Annotated in this window: 16 protein-coding genes; 13 read left to right on the plus strand and 3 right to left on the minus strand. The window is 69.3% G+C overall.

Translation table 11 applies throughout. The features are described 5' to 3' along the window. On the minus strand, positions 1-190 hold a 190-nt coding region (locus tag BN1233_RS49030; protein WP_046861632.1), incomplete at its 3' end, for a hypothetical protein. A gap of 201 nt (positions 191-391) precedes the next feature. Then, on the minus strand, positions 392-1,384 hold the full coding sequence (locus BN1233_RS00870) for a 2-hydroxyacid dehydrogenase (protein WP_046861633.1): 993 nt from the start codon (positions 1,382-1,384) through the stop codon (positions 392-394). Between the two features lie 167 nt (positions 1,385-1,551). On the opposite strand from BN1233_RS00870, the gene BN1233_RS00875 reads away from it, so the two are divergent. Continuing rightward, on the plus strand, positions 1,552-2,088 hold the full coding sequence (locus BN1233_RS00875; RefSeq protein WP_046861634.1) for an SH3 domain-containing protein: 537 nt from the start codon (positions 1,552-1,554) through the stop codon (positions 2,086-2,088). Positions 2,089-2,111: 23 nt separating this feature from the next. Here the strand turns inward: BN1233_RS00875 and irrA are convergent, their stop codons facing one another. Continuing rightward, positions 2,112-2,579: an iron response transcriptional regulator IrrA gene (gene irrA / locus BN1233_RS00880; protein WP_046861635.1), complete on the minus strand. Its 468-nt coding sequence runs from the start codon at positions 2,577-2,579 to the stop codon at positions 2,112-2,114. Between the two features lie 438 nt (positions 2,580-3,017). On the opposite strand from irrA, the gene fabA reads away from it, so the two are divergent. The 12 genes from fabA (at position 3,018) to miaB (ending at position 14,404) form a co-directional block, all read left to right on the plus strand. Beyond that, on the plus strand, positions 3,018-3,539 hold the full coding sequence (gene fabA / locus BN1233_RS00885; protein WP_046862321.1) for a 3-hydroxyacyl-[acyl-carrier-protein] dehydratase FabA: 522 nt from the start codon (positions 3,018-3,020) through the stop codon (positions 3,537-3,539). A gap of 129 nt (positions 3,540-3,668) precedes the next feature. After that, positions 3,669-4,892 (plus strand): beta-ketoacyl-ACP synthase I, encoded by a 1,224-nt coding sequence (fabB, locus tag BN1233_RS00890; protein WP_046861636.1) that lies wholly within the window; start codon positions 3,669-3,671, stop codon positions 4,890-4,892. Positions 4,893-5,049: 157 nt separating this feature from the next. Beyond that, positions 5,050-5,880: an enoyl-ACP reductase FabI gene (fabI, locus tag BN1233_RS00895; protein ID WP_046862322.1), complete on the plus strand. Its 831-nt coding sequence runs from the start codon at positions 5,050-5,052 to the stop codon at positions 5,878-5,880. A gap of 240 nt (positions 5,881-6,120) precedes the next feature. After that, positions 6,121-7,638: a murein biosynthesis integral membrane protein MurJ gene (murJ, locus tag BN1233_RS00900; RefSeq protein WP_048708947.1), complete on the plus strand. Its 1,518-nt coding sequence runs from the start codon at positions 6,121-6,123 to the stop codon at positions 7,636-7,638. A gap of 131 nt (positions 7,639-7,769) precedes the next feature. Further along, positions 7,770-8,807 (plus strand): tryptophan--tRNA ligase, encoded by a 1,038-nt coding sequence (gene trpS, locus BN1233_RS00905; RefSeq protein WP_046862324.1) that lies wholly within the window; start codon positions 7,770-7,772, stop codon positions 8,805-8,807. A gap of 147 nt (positions 8,808-8,954) precedes the next feature. Next, on the plus strand, positions 8,955-9,452 hold the full coding sequence (locus BN1233_RS00910) for a universal stress protein (RefSeq protein WP_046861637.1): 498 nt from the start codon (positions 8,955-8,957) through the stop codon (positions 9,450-9,452). Positions 9,453-9,585: 133 nt separating this feature from the next. Beyond that, positions 9,586-10,146, plus strand: a complete 561-nt coding sequence (locus tag BN1233_RS00915; protein ID WP_046861638.1) for a NifU family protein — start codon at positions 9,586-9,588, stop codon at positions 10,144-10,146. A gap of 274 nt (positions 10,147-10,420) precedes the next feature. Next, the gene (gene tsaB, locus BN1233_RS00920) at positions 10,421-11,104 is read left to right on the plus strand and encodes a tRNA (adenosine(37)-N6)-threonylcarbamoyltransferase complex dimerization subunit type 1 TsaB (protein ID WP_046862325.1); all 684 of its coding nucleotides are present in this window, start codon (positions 10,421-10,423) and stop codon (positions 11,102-11,104) included. 6 nt (positions 11,105-11,110) lie between these two features. After that, positions 11,111-11,593: a GNAT family N-acetyltransferase gene (locus tag BN1233_RS00925; RefSeq protein ID WP_046861639.1), complete on the plus strand. Its 483-nt coding sequence runs from the start codon at positions 11,111-11,113 to the stop codon at positions 11,591-11,593. Positions 11,594-11,701: 108 nt separating this feature from the next. After that, on the plus strand, positions 11,702-12,157 hold the full coding sequence (locus BN1233_RS00930; RefSeq protein ID WP_425311666.1) for a Fur family transcriptional regulator: 456 nt from the start codon (positions 11,702-11,704) through the stop codon (positions 12,155-12,157). Continuing rightward, positions 12,154-12,924: a lysophospholipid acyltransferase family protein gene (locus BN1233_RS00935; protein WP_046861640.1), complete on the plus strand. Its 771-nt coding sequence runs from the start codon at positions 12,154-12,156 to the stop codon at positions 12,922-12,924. The genes BN1233_RS00930 and BN1233_RS00935 overlap by 4 nt, the downstream gene beginning before the upstream one ends. Before the next feature lie 118 nt (positions 12,925-13,042). Further along, positions 13,043-14,404, plus strand: a complete 1,362-nt coding sequence (gene miaB, locus BN1233_RS00940; protein ID WP_046861641.1) for a tRNA (N6-isopentenyl adenosine(37)-C2)-methylthiotransferase MiaB — start codon at positions 13,043-13,045, stop codon at positions 14,402-14,404. Positions 14,405-14,502 lie beyond the last annotated feature (98 nt).

Genomic DNA, 14,502 nt, shown 5'->3' on the forward strand with positions numbered 1-14,502 from the left:
CCACGCCAGGATGCTCCTGCTCGCGGGTCAGCCCGACTGCGACTGGGACCAGCTCGCCACGCTCGACCGCTACGAGCGCCGCGCCCTCTCCCGCCGCAACACGGCGATCCGCCTCCTCGATGAGGTCCAGAATTCCACTTCCGAAACCGATCTCTCGATTTGGCAGAACGAACCCAAAAGTGACGTGCAAGCGCCGCCGGATTCACCTCGCCCCCGGAGGGAGAGGTCGGACGCGAAGCGTCCGGGTGAGGGGTGTCGGCGGCGCGCTATCCTGTTGAGCGCACAGGAATTTCAGCCTCCCAGCGTTGGCGCTGCCACCCTCACCCGCCGCCCTGCGGGCGTCGGCCTCTCCCGTCGAAGAGGCGGAGTTTCCGGAGCGCCCTCCCCATCATCACAGCATGCTCGGCAGCACGCGATCCGGCGGGCGGTGGCCGTCCATGAAGGTCTTGATATTGACGATGACCTTTTCGCCCATGTCGACGCGGCCCTCGTAGGTTGCGGAGCCCATGTGTGGGAGGAGGACGACCTTGCCTTGGCGGGCGAGCTTGATGAGGCGGGGGTTCACGGCGGGCTCGTGCTCGAACACGTCGAGCCCGGCCCCGGCGACGTCGCCGGACTCGATGAGGCGCGCCAGGGCGTTCTCGTCGATGATCTCGCCGCGGGCGGTGTTCACGACGATCGCGTCGGGCTTCAGGAGCTTCAGGCGCCGTGCCGAGAGCAGGTGATAGGTCGCGGGCGTGTGCGGGCAGTTCACCGAGACGATGTCCATGCGGGCGAGCATCTGGTCGAGGCTCTCCCAATAGGTCGCCTCGAGCTCGTCCTCGATCCGCTGCGGCACGCGGCGGCGGTTGTGATAGTGGATCGAGAGCCCGAAGGCCTTGGCGCGCCGTGCGAGGGCCTGGCCGATCCGGCCCATGCCGACGATGCCGAGCCGCTTGCCGGTGATCCGGCGCCCGAGCATCCAGGTCGGCGACCAGCCGCCCCAGCGGTCCTCCGGAATGACGCGCACGCCCTCGGGCAGGCGGCGGGCGACGGCCATGATGAGGGCCATCGTCATGTCGGCGGTGTCCTCGGTGAGGACGCCCGGGGTGTTGGTGACCGTGATCCCGCGGGCGAGCGCCGCCTGCACGTCAATGTGATCGACGCCGTTGCCGAAATTGGCGATCAGCCTCAGGTTCGGGCCGGCCTGCGCGAGGAGCGCGGCGTCGATCTCGTCCGTCACGGTCGGCACGAGGACGTCGGCGCTCTGCACGGCCTCGACGAGCTCGGACGCTTCCAGGGGCTTGTCCTCGAGGTTGAGGCGGGTGTCGAAGAGCTCCCGCATCCTCGTCTCGACGACGTCGGGGAGGCGGCGGGTAACGACGACGACGGGTCTCTTCTTCATCGGCTGGCGGGCCTCACCTGCTCGGGACCGTGCGGCTCCGGGCACCCGTTTTACGCGCCCTTAACCGTGCTTCGGCGAATGGAGGAGGACGGAACGAGCCGCATGGCCGCTCCGGCCGCGCCTCTGTAGCAGAGGCGTCGTCCATGACAATCCGATGGGAGGGGTCCATGCGCAAGACCATCGTCGCGATTGCCCTGCTCCTCGCCGCGGCGCCGGTTGCCGACTCGGCCCGGGCTCAGGAGCCGCCCGGCGGGCGCAAGGGCACGGGCCTGCCGGTGCCGCGCTACGTGAGCCTGAAGACCGACCGGGTCAATCTCCGGGAGGGCCCCTCGAAGGACCATCGGACGCGCTGGGTCTTCCAGCGCGCCGGACTTCCTGTGGAGATCGTCGCAGAATACGAGACGTGGCGCCGCATCCGCGACGCGGAGGGCACCGAGGGCTGGGTCCTGCATTCGCTTCTCTCGGGACGCCGCACCGCGCTCGTGATGCCCTGGGCCAAGGAGGCCATGACGCTGCCGCTCCAGAGCGAGCCCGGGGAGAAGAGCGCGATTCTCGCGCGCCTCGAGCCCGGCGTCGTCACGAATGTGAAATCCTGCAGCGCCGCCTGGTGCCGGGTGGCCGTCTTCGACGGCGACCAGGAATTCGAGGGCTATATCCGCCAGGACCGGCTCTGGGGCGTCTACCCGAACGAGACCGTGGAATAGGGCCGCGCGGGCGCGGCGCGCACTCAGGCCGGCTTGCGCCTGAGCCGCACGATCACCTCGACGCCCGCGACCTCCATGCCGTCCGGCGGCTCCGGGAGATCGCCCACGCGCACCGATTCGGAGGGCATGTCGACGAGCTCGCCGACATCCTCGAGGAAGAAATGGTGGTGCTCGGTGGGGTTGGTGTCGAAATAGGACTTCGTGCCCTCGACCGGCAGCTGCCGGAGCAGACCCGCCTCGGTGAACTGGTGGAGCGTGTTGTAGACGGTCGCCAGCGACACCGGCACGCGGGCGCGCGCCGCCTCCTCGAAGAGCATCTCCGCGGTGACGTGCCGGTTCCCCTTCCCGAACAGGAGCCAGCCGAGCGACACCCGCTGGCGCGTCGGGCGCAGGCCGACCCGGCGCAGCTTGTCCCTGAGTTCCGAGAGCGGGCAACCCCGGCGGCCGGCCAGGGAATCGGGGCGGGTCGTTTGGAGGAGAGGATTGGACATTAGTTCGTGAGGGCGCGGCAGCGCGTCTTTGCTGGAAGGATCATAGGGAGCCCGGTCCGGCATATCAACCGGGACCGTGGCCGGGCCCTCGCAACCGTGAGCGGCGGGCAGCCGTAACGAAGCATCCTGCGATCCCTCTCGTGACACCACCGGAACGGCCGGACCGTCGCGCGACGTGGCCTCTCCGATGGAGAATAGCCTCGCCGGACGGCCGGGAGGACTCCGTACGATCCCGAATGTGCCCGCGCGGCCTTGCATCTCGGCCGGAACGGGTGGAGAAGCGCGACGGTCTGGAGCGGCGCGGTGCTTCGCGCGCGAATCGGTGCGGTCTCTTTGATGGCCCGAGCCGCTGTGCTACCAGAGCCCCGTTTTCGGGCCGGCGATCTCGAGGGGCCGCCGGCTTCGCGACAATTCGTGACGAAAGGACCCGCTCCCCGAATGGCGCGCCAGGCGAGCTACACCTACGAAGACCTTCTTGCCTGCGGACGCGGCGAGCTGTTCGGTGCCGGCAATGCCCAGCTTCCGCTCCCGCCGATGCTGATGTTCGACCGGATCACGGCGATCTCGGAGACCGGCGGCGCCTACGGCAAGGGCGAGGTCAGGGCCGAACTCGACGTCCGCCCGGATCTCTGGTTCTTCCCCTGCCACTTCAAGGGCGATCCGGTGATGCCGGGCTGCCTCGGCGTCGATGCGCTCTGGCAGATGGTCGGGTTCTTCCTCGGCTGGCTCGGCTCGCCCGGACGCGGACGGGCGCTCGGGGTCGGCGAGGTGAAGTTCTCGGACCAGGTGCTGCCCTCCGTGAAGAAGGTCGTCTACGGGGTCGACCTGAAGCGGGTCTTCCGGTCGAAGCTCGTGCTCGGGATCGCCGACGGCTGGCTCGAGGCCGACGGCCGGCGCATCTACGAGGCCAAGGACCTGCGCGTCGGCCTGTTCCAGGCCGAGCCGACGGCGGGCGGCTGAGGCGGGACGGATCCGTTCCTGCCGGAGTTGAGAACCGCGGCCGGGAGCCTTACGTCAGCGGCGAAAGGCCTCGTGCTGCCCATGATGCGCGGCGGCCCGCCATGAGGCTGCCACCATGAGGAAGAGGCCATGAGACGCGTCGTCGTCACCGGGATGGGCATCGTCTCGTCCATCGGAAACAACACCCAGGAGGTGCTCGCCTCCCTGCGCGAGGCCCGCTCGGGGATCTCGCGGGCCGAGGACTACGCGAAGCTCGGCTTCCGCTGCCAGGTCCACGGCGCGCCGACCCTCGATCCGGAGGGCGTCGTCGACCGCCGCGCGATGCGCTTCCACGGCGGCGGCACGGCCTGGAACCACGTCGCCATGGACCAGGCGATCCGCGATGCCGGCCTCGAGGAGAAGGAGATCTCCAACGAGCGCACCGGGATCATCATGGGATCCGGCGGACCCTCGACCCGCACGGTCGTCGAGGCCGCCGACACGGCGCGCAGCAAGGGCCCGAAGCGGATCGGCCCCTTCGCGGTCCCGAAGGCGATGAGCTCGACCTCCTCCGCGACGCTGGCGACCTGGTTCAAGATCCGCGGCGTGAACTATTCGATCTCGTCCGCCTGCGCGACCTCCAACCACTGCATCGGCAACGCCTACGAGCTGATCCAGATGGGCAAGCAGGACGTGATGTTCGCGGGCGGCTGCGAGGAGCTCGACTGGACGCTCTCGGTGCTGTTCGACGCCATGGGGGCGATGTCGACCCGCTACAACGAGACGCCGGCCACCGCCTCGCGGGCCTATGACGTGAACCGCGACGGCTTCGTGATCGCCGGCGGCGCCGGCGTGGTGGTGCTCGAGGAGCTCGAGCACGCCAAGGCGCGCGGCGCGCGGATCTACGGCGAGATCGTGGGCTACGGAGCGACCTCCGACGGTTACGACATGGTCGCGCCCTCGGGCGAAGGCGCCGTGCGCTGCATGAAGATGGCGCTGTCGGGCGTGAACACGCCGATCGACTACATCAACCCGCACGCGACCTCGACGCCGGTCGGCGACATCAAGGAGATCGAGGCGATCCGCGAGGTGTTCGGCAGCGGCGACAAGTGTCCGGCGATCTCGGCGACGAAGTCGCTGACCGGCCATTCGCTCGGCGCCACCGGCGTGCAGGAGGTGATCTACTCGCTCCTGATGATGAACAACGGCTTCATCTGCGAGAGCGCCAACATCCAGGAGCTCGACCCCGAATTCGCCGACATGCCGATCGTCCGCAAGCGGATCGACGACGCGAAGATCGGCGCGGTGCTGTCGAACTCCTTCGGCTTCGGGGGCACCAACGCGACCCTCGTGATGAAGCGGCTCGACGCCTGAATTCGTCAACGAATCGTTGACGCGGGCAGGCCATGGTGAGCGGGATGCTTTGGAGCTCACGCCCATGGACATGCTCATCGATCAAGGCATGACGGCCGCCGCGGCCGGCCGGACGCAGGATTCCGGCCGCACGAGGCCGGAGCACAAGGGGACAAGAGTGACCGGTCTGATGCAGGGGAAGCGCGGCCTCGTCATGGGGGTCGCGAACGATCACTCGATCGCCTGGGGCATCGCGCAGGCGCTGGCCCGCGAGGGCGCGGAGCTCGCCTTCACGTATCAGGGCGAGGCGCTCGGCCGGCGCGTGACGCCGCTCGCGCAGTCGCTCGGCTCGGATCTCGTCCTGCCCTGCGACGTCGAGGACGTCGCCTCGGTCGACCGCGTCTTCGAGGCGCTCGACGCGCGCTGGCCGAGCCTCGACTTCGTGGTCCACGCGATCGGCTTCTCGGACAAGTCGCAGCTCAAAGGCCGCTACGTCGAGGTCACGACGCGCGAGAACTTCACCCGCACCATGGTGATCTCCTGCTTCTCCTTCACGGAGATCGCCCAGCGCGCCGCAAAGCGCATGGGCGCAGGCGGCTCGCTCCTGACGCTGACCTATGGCGGCTCGACGCGGGTGATGCCGAACTACAACGTGATGGGCGTCGCGAAGGCGGCCCTCGAGGCGAGCATGCGCTACATCGCCTCCGATCTCGGGCCGCTCGGGATCCGCTGCAACGCGATCTCGGCGGGCCCGGTGCGGACGCTTGCCGGCGCCGGCATCACGGATGCGCGGCTGATGTTCTCCTATCAGAAGGCCCATGCGCCCCTGCGCCGGACGGTGACGACCGAGGAGATCGGCAAATCCGCCCTCTATCTCCTCTCGGACCTCTCGAGCGGCGTGACGGGCGAGATCCACTACGTGGATTCCGGCTACAACATCATCTCGATGCCCCGCCCCGAGATCCTCAAAGCCCAGGACGCCGCCGGCGTCACGGGGGAGGAGGAGTAGGGGTTTTAATTTCCGGATAGCGTGGCGCAGCCACCCTCACCTGCCGCCCTTCGGGCGTCGACCTCTCCCCTCAAGGGAGAGGTGATGTGCAGGACGCCGCCGCGTCGCCCCTCCCTTGAAGGAAGAGGTGATGCGCGAGCCGCTGCCGCTTCACCTCTCCCCTGGAGGGAGAGGTCGCCCCGAAGGGGCGGGTGAGGGGGGAACCGCGACGCCCGGAATCCTGCAACCCGCAGGCCCCTCATGTCGATCGCGCGCTCGTCCCTCGTCGTCGGGCTCTCCTCCGTCGTCTCCCGGCTCCTCGGCTTCGCCCGGGACGTGCTGCTCGCGGCGGCATTGGGCGCTGGCCCGGCCGCGGATGCCTTCTTCGCGGCGTTCCGGATCCCGAACCTGCTGCGCCGGATGCTCGGCGAAGGCGGCCTGCACCCGGCGATCGTCCCGGCCCTGACCGGCGTGCCCGATGCCCGGAAACGGGCCGGCGAGATCCTGGGCGGCGCCGGCCTCGTGGTGCTCGCAGCCACCGCCGTCGCGGAACTCGGAGCGGGCGCGCTCGTGCTCCTCGCGGGGCCGGGCCTCGCCCGGCATCCCGAAACGCTCGCGCTCGCGACGGATTACACCCGGCTCCTGCTGCCGCTCGTCGCGAGCGTGGCGCTGGCGGCCGCGCTCGGCGCCGTGCTCGCCGCCTGGCGGCATTTCGCGGCGGCCGCGCTCTCGGGGCTCATCCTCAACGGTGCGCTGATCGCGGCGCTCCTCGCTCCCGCACCCTCGGGCCTCGAACGGGCAACCTGGCTCGCGATCGCCGCGAGCCTCGGCGGCGTACTGCAGCTCGCCGTGCTGGCGCTCGCCGCGCCGCGGGCGATTCCGGGCCTGCGCTGGCGCCTTCCAGCCCTGCACGGGCTGCGGGCCGGCCGGCTGCTCGCGAGGGCCGTCGCCGCCGCGGTGACGAGCGCGGCGATCCACGTCTTCGTGTTCGCCGGCGCGCAGGTCGCGTCCTTCATGCCCTCCGGCCTGTCCTGGCTGCACTATGCCGAGCGGCTGGCTCAGCTCCCGACGAGCCTCGTCGCGGTGCTCGCCGGCATCGTGCTCCTGCCCGAAATGGCCGCGCGGGCCGTCGCGGGGGACAGGCCCGGCCTCCTGGCGCTCCAGAACGACGCGCTGCATCTCGCGCTCCTCGTCGCCTGCCCGGCTGCGGCCGGCCTCGCCCTCCTCGCCGATCCGATCGCAGGCATCCTCTTCGAGCGCGGCGCCTTCGGGGCCGCGGACCGGGCCGGAACCGCGGCCGCCCTGATCGGGCTCGCGCCGCTCGTGCCGATCGCGGCGGCCGGCAAGGTGCTCGCCCAGACGCTCTATGCGACCGGGACCCTGCGCCCGGCCGTGATCGCGACGCTTGCGGGTTTCGCGGTGGCGCTCGGGGGCGGGGCGGTCCTCGCGCCGGCTTTCGGGATCGGCGGCGTCGCGCTGGCGGTCTCGGCCGGGGCCCTGCTCCATGGCGGGCTCATCGCCCTCGCGCTCCGGGCCCGCGGTCTCTGGCAGGGAGCCGGGCTGACGGCGAGAACGGCGCGCATTGGCGCCGCCACCGCGCTGATGGCGCTCGCGGTCCGGCTTCTCGAGGCGTTGCTGCCCGCCTCGGCGCTGGCGCTCGCCTTCTTCTGCACGGCCGGAGCGCTCGTCTATATTGGCGCCGTCGTGTTCTGCGGCGCGATTCCGGGAGACTGGCGGCGCCTCGTCCGCAAGAGGCCGGGCGCCCGCGCGGCCTCGTAACGACGCGATGTCGCGGCCGGCCCGCCGGTCACGGAGTGCGGCAGGGGCGAAAACGCCGGCGCGCCACCTTGCAACGGGCCGCCCGGCTTTGCGATAAGGCCGCCCAATCGATCGAGGTCGCGACAAACACGATGAGCTCCTTCCCGCAGCGTATCTTTTCCGGCGTGCAGCCGACCGGCAACCTGCACCTCGGCAACTATCTCGGCGCGATCAAACGCTTCGTCGCCCTGCAGGCGGATTTCCCCTGCATCTATTGCGTCGTCGACATGCACGCGATCACGATTCCGCAGGATCCGAAGGAGCTGCGGCGGCAGATCCGCGAGGTCACGGCGGCCTTCCTGGCGGTCGGCATCGACCCCGTGAAGAACATCGTCTTCAACCAGTCGCAGGTGCACGAGCACGCGGAGCTCGCCTGGGTGCTCAACTGCGTGGCGCGGATCGGCTGGCTCAACCGGATGACCCAGTTCAAGGAGAAGGCCGGCAAGGACCGCGAGAACGCGTCGGTCGGCCTCTACGTCTATCCGAACCTGATGGCCGCCGACATTCTCGTCTACCGGGCCACGCATGTCCCGGTCGGCGAGGATCAGAAGCAGCATCTGGAGCTCACCCGCGACGTCGCGCAGAAGTTCAACAACGACTTCGCCGAGTCGATCGCCGCCTGCGGCTTCGGCGAGGCCTTCTTCCCGCTCACGGAGCCGCTCATCGCGGGTCCTGCGACCCGCGTGATGTCGCTGCGCGACGGGTCGAAGAAGATGTCGAAGTCGGATGCCTCTGACTATTCGCGCATCAATCTCACGGACGATGCCGACACGATCGCCCAGAAGTTCCGTAAGGCGAAGACCGATCCGGAGCCGCTGCCCGGCGAGGCCGCCGGCCTCGAAGGGCGCCCGGAGGCGGAGAACCTCGTCGCGATCTATGCCGCGCTCGTGGACGGTACGGTCGAGGACGTCCTGCGCGACCATGGCGGCGCGCAGTTCTCCGCCTTCAAGGGTGCGCTCGTCGACGTGGCGGTGTCGAAGCTCGGGCCGATCGCCGGCGAAATGCGCCGGCTCATGGCCGATCCCGGCCATATCGATGCGGTCCTGGCGGACGGCTCCCGGCGGGCGAGCGCGATCGCCCACGAGACCATGAATGCCGTGAAGGACATCGTCGGCTTTGTCCGGAGCTGAATTTCCGGGGGCGGAACGCCGTCCCTCCGGGAGTCCGGCCGGCGCGGCGCGGCGCCACTCCCGGCCGGGCGCTCTCCGCTCTGGACGAAAGGCGACGCTCGGGGCATCGTCGGAGGCGAGCGACGTGGCACGCGAGAGTGTCTCCCGATGAGCGGCAGGCGACGATCCTACGAGAGCGGCCACCGTCCGAAATTCCTGGTCGTGGTGGACGAGACCCCGGAATGTTCCCGGGCAATCCATTTCGCGGCTCGCCGCGCGGCGCGAACCGGATCGAGCATGGTCATTCTGGCGGTCGTCGATCCGCCGCACAATTTCGAATGGATCGGGGTCGGCGAGGCGATGCTCGCCGAGGGCCAGGAAGAGGCCCAGAAGCGCCTCGAGACGGCTGCCAAGGAGGCGCGCAGCGCAGCCGGAGTCGAGCCCGAGCAGGTGGTCCTCGTCCGCGAGAAGCCGGCGGCAATCACGGAGATCATCGAGAACGACGCGGACATCTCCTTCCTCGTGCTCGCCGCGGGCACCGGCAAGGAGGGTCCCGGCCCGCTCGTCTCGACGATCGCCGGCAAGACGGCCTCCACCTTCCCGATCCCGATCGTGATCGTTCCGGGCGGCCTCTCCGACGAGGAGATCGACGCTCTCGCGGGCTGACGGCTCCGGCGGGCGCGCCTCGCGCCCTTCACATCCCGCGCCCGAGGATCCACATTGACGGGGTGGGCTTTTCGACCGCCCTTCATCGATTCGCTACTGACTCGGCCGGCCTTGAACCGGCGCGGAGGATTTCATGTTCATCCAGACCGAAGCGACACCGAACCCGGCCACCCTGAAGTTCCTACCCGGGCGGGTCGTGATGCCCCAGGGCACCTTCGATGCCCGCGACGCGCGGGGCGCGGCGGGCTCGCCCCTGGCCGTACGGCTGTTCACCGTTCCCGAGGTCGCGGGCGTGTTCCTCGGCTATGATTTCATCACCGTGACGAAGTCGGACGGGGAATGGCAGCATCTCAAGCCGGCGATCCTCGGCGCCATCATGGAACACTTCATGTCCGGCGCCCCCGTGCTCACCATCGACCAGAGCCCGGACACCGAGGACGGCGAAGAGTTCTTCGACGAGGAGGACGCGCCGACCGTCGCGACCATCAAGGAACTCCTCGACACGCGCGTGCGCCCGGCAGTGGCCGGTGACGGCGGCGACATCACGTTCCGGGGCTACAAGGACGGGGTCGTCTATCTCGCGATGAAGGGCTCCTGCTCGGGCTGTCCCTCCTCGACCGCGACCCTCAAGCACGGCATCCAGAACCTGCTCCGCCACTTCCTGCCGGACGTCCGCGAGGTGCAGTCCGTCTGAGGCTCCGTCCCGGGCGGGCAGGAGCGAACCGGCGATCATCTCCTCTTGAGCTTCGACGAATTCTGTCGGAATGCCTGAGGGCGACCCGGATCTGCGCCGCCTCTGGCACGGCGTCGATCCGGGCTCTATAGCATCGGACCCAAAAGTGGATTCCACTTTTGGGGTCAATCCGATGCTTTGGTTCTTGAGCGGCGCATCGTTCGACGCGGAAAAGCGGACCCACTTTTCCGCACGATGCGCGAAGCGTTTGAAGCAACGAGACGGGGGTTCGATCGTGCACGTCCTGGCCATCGACACGGCACTCGGGGCCTGCTCGGCCTGTGTGCTCGACACCGGGCAGGGGGCGGTGCTCGCCCGCGAGACCCTCCTGATGGACCGTGGACACGCGGAGGCCCTCCTCCCCCTCCTCGACCGCGTGGTATCGGGGGTCGAAGGAGGCTTCGGGTCGCTCGGCCGCGTCGCGGTCACGGTCGGGCCCGGGAGCTATACGGGCCTGCGGGTCGGGATCTCCGCGGCCCGGGCGATCGGGCTCGCCGTCGGCATTCCGGTCATCGGCGTCGCGACGCTCTCGGCCCTGCTTGCGCCCCTGATGGCGACCGAGACGCGGCGCGTCCTCGTCGCGGCGATCGATGCGAAGCACGGGCAGATCTATGTGCAGGCCGTGGCCCCGGGCGGACGGACGATCATTCCGCCGGCGCTCATGCCCTTGCGCGATGCGACGCGCCTGCTCGGCTCCGGCCCCCTCGTTCTCGCGGGGTCCGGCGCTCCGGCCCTCGCGGCGGATGCCTGGGCGCAGGGGATCGAGAGCCTCGTCGCCGATTCGGCCTCCGCTCCGGACATCGCCTTCGTGGCCCGTCTCGGCGCTATCGCGGATCCCGCCCAGGCCCTGCCGAAGCCGCTCTATCTGCGGAGCCCGGATGCGAAGCCCCAGGACGGCGCGCGAATCCCGCGCCGATAGGCCGCCATGCTGAGCTGGTTCCAGCGTCCGGCCCAGGTGCCGGCTATCCTGCCGCTCACCCTCGACCACACCGAACGCGCCGCGCTCCTGCACGAACAGGCCTTCGCGCGTCCCTGGAACCAGCTCGATTTCGAGCGGCTTCTCAGCGACCGGACCGTGATCGCCGACGGGCTCTTTCTCGGCCCCGACCCGAACCCTGTCGGCTATGTCCTCTCGCGGGTCGTGATCGACGAGGCTGAGATCCTGACGGTCACCGTCGCCGCCGAGGCCCGCGGGCAGGGCTGCGCGCGCGCGCTTCTCCGGCACCATTTCGAAGGCCTCGCCCGGGCCGGAGCGCAGGTCGTGCACCTCGAAGTCGAGGAGGGGAACGCGCCCGCGCTGGCGCTGTATCGTCGCCTCGGCTTCGAGGAGACCGGGCGCCGGCCGGGCTATTACCTCAAGCCCGACGGAAGCATGGCCCATGCGCTCACGATGCGCTGCTCCCTCTGAGCGGAACGGAAGCGCAGGCGACGGTTCCGGGACGATCCTTCCGGGTGGTTGTCACGCTTCGGTATCATGCTCTAGCTCTCGGATAACGTAGGCGTACGGAGCGTTTCTTTGGCGAAGCGGAATGGAAAGACGGCGGCGCGCCGCCGGCCGGGTCACATCGAGCGGACCTGTCGCGAACGTGGCCTGAGGATGACGGGCCAGCGCCGGCTGATCGCGCGCCTGCTCGACGAGGCCCGGGACCATCCGGACGTCGTCGAGCTGCACCGGCGCGCCTCCTCGGCGGACCCGCGCATCTCGCTCTCGACCGTCTACCGCACCGTGAAGCTCTTCGAGAACGAGGGGATCCTCGACCGGCTCGAGTTCCGCGACGGCCGCGCGCGCTACGAGCAGGCGGATGTCGAGCATCACGACCACCTCATCAATCTCGCGACCGGCGACGTGATCGAATTCCACTCGGAGGAGATCGAGGCGTTGCAGACCGAGATCGCCCGGCGGCTCGGCTACAAGGTCGTGTATCACCGCCTCGAGCTCTACGCGCTCCCCCTCGGCAAGGACGAGGAATGAGCCGGGCGGGTCTGTTCCTGCGGCTCGCGATCCTCGCCCTGTTCACCCTGGTCACGATCGGACCCCAGGCGCTTGCCGTGCGGTTCGGCTGGTCCTGGGCCGGAATCGTGCCGATCCTCTTCCACCGCCTGGTCCTGCGGCTCTTCGACATAAGGGTGCAGGAGCAGGGCGAGCCGCCGGGAAGCGACGCGACGCTCGTTCTCGCCAATCACGTCTCCTGGATCGACATTCCCGTCATCGGGTCGCTGCAGCCGCTCTCCTTCATCGCGAAATCGGAGGTCAGGACCTGGCCGGGAGTGGGCGTGCTCGCGCGCCTGCAGCGCACCGTCTTCATCGACCGCAAGAGCCGCCGGGCCACCGCGGAGGTGACCCGGACTGTCGCCCATCGGCTCGTGCGCGGGGAGGTCATCGTCCTCTTCGCAGAGGGGACCACCGGCGACGGCAACCGGATCCTGCCGTTCCGCTCCTCTCTCGTCGGCGCCGCCCAGGCGGCCCTGACGGATTCCACGACCGGGCGCGTCCTCCTGCAGCCGCTCGCGATCACCTACACGCGGCGCGGCGGCCTGCCGGTCACCCGCCGCGAGCGCCCGGAAATCTGCTGGTACGGCGACATGGAGCTCGCCCCGCACATCGCCCGGTTCGCCAAGGCGGGCCCTCTCGACGTGACCGTCGTCTGGGGCGAGCCGCAACCCTTCTGCGGAGACCGCAAGCAGGCCACGATGCTCGCCGAGCAGGCGGTTCGCGAGGCGATCGCCGCGACCCGTTGAGGACGTTGCCGCCGCGGCCGATGAGGGCCGAGCCTCTGCTCTTCTCTCGCAGGCCCGAAACGCGTAGAGAGGGCTCAAGCCGCAGAGCGGCGCCCCCGGATCAACAGGCCTGTCCCGCGTGAAGAAGGTTTTCGTCAAGTCGTATGGCTGCCAGATGAACGTCTACGATGCCGAGCGCATGGCGGACGTTCTCTCCGGAGAAGGGTTCAGCGAGACGACAGCTCCCGAGGATGCCGATCTCGTCATCCTGAACACCTGCCACATCCGTGAGAAGGCGGCCGAAAAGGTCTATTCCGAGCTCGGCCGGGTTCGCGAGATCAAGGAAGACCGGGCCAGACACGGCCTCGAGACCCGCGTCGTGGTGGCGGGCTGCGTCGCGCAGGCCGAGGGAGCCGAGATCACCCGCCGCGCGCCCGTCGTGGACGTCGTCGTGGGCCCGCAGAACTATCATCGCCTGCCGGACCTCCTGTCCCGCGCCCGGAAGGCCAAGGTCGTCGACACCGAGTTCCCGGTCGAGGCCAAGTTCGATCACCTGCCCGCAGCGAGCGCGGCCCGGACCCGCAGCCGCGGCGTGAGCGCCTTTCTCACCGTCCAGGAAGGCTGCGACAAGTTCTGCACCTTCTGCGTGGTGCCCTATACCCGCGGGGCGGAATATTCGCGGCCGGTCGCGCGAATTCTGGACGAGGCCCGGCGTCTGGCCGAGGCGGGCGTCCGCGAGCTGACCCTGATCGGCCAGAACGTGAACGCGTTCCATGGCGAGGGCCCGGGCGGCGAAACCTGGGATCTCGCGAGGCTGCTCGAGGCCCTTGTCGAGGTGCCCGGAATCGTGCGGCTCCGCTACACCACGAGCCATCCGCGCGACATGAGCGATCGGCTCATCGCGGCGCATCGCGATCTCCCGGCCCTGATGCCGTTCCTGCATCTTCCGGTCCAGGCCGGCTCGGACCGGATCCTCGCTGCGATGAACCGCAAGCATACGGCCGACGAATACCGGCGCCTGATCGACCGCATCCGGGCCGCGCGCCCGGATATCGCCCTCTCGTCCGACTTCATCGTCGGCTTTCCGGGCGAGACCGAGCAGGATTTCACGGAGACCCTGAAGCTCGTGGAGGCGGTCGGATTCGCGAGCAGCTTCTTTTTCAAATACAGCCCGCGTCCGGGCACGCCGGCCGCGGACAGCACCGATCAGGTCCTCGAGGCCGTGAAGGCCGACCGCCTCGCCCGGCTACAGGCCATCGTCGAAGACCAGAGGAAATCCTTCAATCACGGAACCGTCGGCCGGAGGCTCGACGTTCTCTTGGAACGCCCTGGCCGGCATCCCGGCCAGATGGCGGGAAAATCGCCGTTCCTGCAGGCGGTTCAGATCGAGAGCGATGCTCACGGGATCGGCGATCTCGTATCCGTCCGCATCACGCGGGTGGGTTCGAACAGCCTGTTCGGCGAACTCGAAGGACCGAGCCCGATGGACGCAGCCGCCTGACATGGGAAAGACCCGTCCGCATATATGGCTCACTCACAACTTGCAGCAGACGGAAGGGATCGCGCCGGCCCGGCGCGGTGGCTTGAACGTGGAGACAT

The organism is Microvirga massiliensis, assembly GCF_001006805.1.
Lineage (GTDB): Bacteria > Pseudomonadota > Alphaproteobacteria > Rhizobiales > Beijerinckiaceae > Microvirga > Microvirga massiliensis.

Bases quoted from the DNA above. Each gene is read 5' to 3' on its own strand.
- BN1233_RS00870 (WP_046861633.1), bottom strand. From the start codon at position 1,384: ATGAAGAAGAGACCCGTCGTCGTCGTTACCCGCCGCCTCCCCGACGTC.
- BN1233_RS00875 (WP_046861634.1), top strand. From the start codon at position 1,552: ATGCGCAAGACCATCGTCGCGATTGCCCTGCTCCTCGCCGCGGCGCCG.
- irrA (WP_046861635.1), bottom strand. From the start codon at position 2,579: ATGTCCAATCCTCTCCTCCAAACGACCCGCCCCGATTCCCTGGCCGGC.
- fabA (WP_046862321.1), top strand. From the start codon at position 3,018: ATGGCGCGCCAGGCGAGCTACACCTACGAAGACCTTCTTGCCTGCGGA.
- fabB (WP_046861636.1), top strand. From the start codon at position 3,669: ATGAGACGCGTCGTCGTCACCGGGATGGGCATCGTCTCGTCCATCGGA.
- murJ (WP_048708947.1), top strand. From the start codon at position 6,121: ATGTCGATCGCGCGCTCGTCCCTCGTCGTCGGGCTCTCCTCCGTCGTC.
- trpS (WP_046862324.1), top strand. From the start codon at position 7,770: ATGAGCTCCTTCCCGCAGCGTATCTTTTCCGGCGTGCAGCCGACCGGC.
- BN1233_RS00910 (WP_046861637.1), top strand. From the start codon at position 8,955: ATGAGCGGCAGGCGACGATCCTACGAGAGCGGCCACCGTCCGAAATTC.
- BN1233_RS00915 (WP_046861638.1), top strand. From the start codon at position 9,586: ATGTTCATCCAGACCGAAGCGACACCGAACCCGGCCACCCTGAAGTTC.
- BN1233_RS00925 (WP_046861639.1), top strand. From the start codon at position 11,111: ATGCTGAGCTGGTTCCAGCGTCCGGCCCAGGTGCCGGCTATCCTGCCG.
- BN1233_RS00935 (WP_046861640.1), top strand. From the start codon at position 12,154: ATGAGCCGGGCGGGTCTGTTCCTGCGGCTCGCGATCCTCGCCCTGTTC.